Source organism: uncultured Campylobacter sp., assembly GCF_938045595.1.
GTDB lineage: Bacteria > Campylobacterota > Campylobacteria > Campylobacterales > Campylobacteraceae > Campylobacter_B.
The window spans coordinates 1-1,397 of sequence record NZ_CALIBB010000299.1 but is presented as its reverse complement, the minus strand read 5'-3'; the positions used below and the strand labels follow the sequence as shown (position 1 = coordinate 1,397).

Genomic DNA, 1,397 nt, shown 5'->3' with positions numbered 1-1,397 from the left:
TGCCCTCAAATCCCAAGGAGCTTGAGCTCGCAGGTCTCATAAAAGTCGAGCTCGAAGCTCTGGGCATAAAAAATATCAGCCTTAGCGAGAAGTCGATTTTGATCGCTAAAATTCCCTCAAATTTAGACGCGCCCGCTGCGAGCATAGCGTTTTTCGCTCACCTCGATACCAGCGCCGAGCAGACGAATGATACCAAAGCTCAGATCGTAAGATACGAAGGCGGTGATATTTGCTTAAACAAAGAGCTAGAGATCTATCTTAAAGAGAGCGAAAATGAGGAGCTGCAGGGTTACAAAGGAGATGAGATCATCGTAACGGACGGCACCAGCTTGCTAGGCGCCGACGATAAGGCGGCGATCGCAGCGATCGTAAATGCGCTGGAATTTTTCGTCCAAAATCCGCATATCAAACACGGCGAGATAATCGCTTGCTTCGTGCCGGACGAGGAGCAGGGCTTGCGGGGCGCAAAGGCGCTGGACGTAAGCGAGATAGGCGCGGATTTTGGCTACTGCCTTGATTGCTGCGGCATCGGCGAGTTTATCTACGAGAATTGGAACGCGGGCGATTGCGTCGTTACCTTCAAAGGCCAGTCCGCTCATCCGATGAACGCCAAGGGCAAGCTCGTAAATTCCTTACTTTTGGCGCACAAGTTTATCTCGCTGCTGCCCGCGGGCGAGGCGCCCGAATACACCGATGGCAAGGAGGGCTATTTTTGGGTCAAGGAGCTTAGCGGCAACAGCGCAAAGACCGTCCTAAAGATCGACGTGAGGGAATTTGACGAGAAAAGATACGAGCAGCGCATGGAATTTTTGCAAAAAACTGCGGACGGGCTTCGCGCGATCTGGGGCGATCGGATCGAAATTTCGCTAAACGACCGCTATAAAAACGTCTATAACTTTTTGAAAAACGACGACGCGCCAGCAATTCGCCTTGCGAAGCAGGCTTTTAAAAGCCTAAATATCGAGCCTAAGATCAAGCCTATGCGAGGCGGCTACGACGGCGCCGTCATCTCCGCAAAGGGGCTGCCGTGCCCGAACCTCTTTACCGGCGGGCATAATTTCCACTCGATCTACGAATACCTGCCCGTAGGCTCTTTAAAAGCGGCGAGCGAAGTGGTTAAGCGGATCATAACGCTGGCGGCGGCGCGAGCCTAGCTAGGGCGCTTTCTACTCCGCGCGCAGATTTGATTTTAAATTTGGCTTATTCATTCCGCCGCGAAATTTTACCATGCAGGACATAATTTTTGGTCCCGTGGCGACGGATGACGCGGGCTACGACTACGACGCGGCTTTTAAGCGCTATCACTCAAGCGAGGAGATGGCGGAATTCTTGCTCGCACTTTACGATAGCAACGCGTGCGTGGGCGCGGTGGATCGAAACAACTTCGAGTTTAGCTT

General features: G+C 52.5%; 1 protein-coding gene. It reads left to right on the top strand.

Translation table 11 applies throughout. The annotated features are described in order from the left end of the window. Nucleotides 1–1,154: peptidase T (gene pepT / locus Q0340_RS11500; RefSeq protein WP_298083417.1), on the top strand; the 1,154-nt coding region annotated here is incomplete at its 5' end. Nucleotides 1,155–1,397 lie beyond the last annotated feature (243 nt).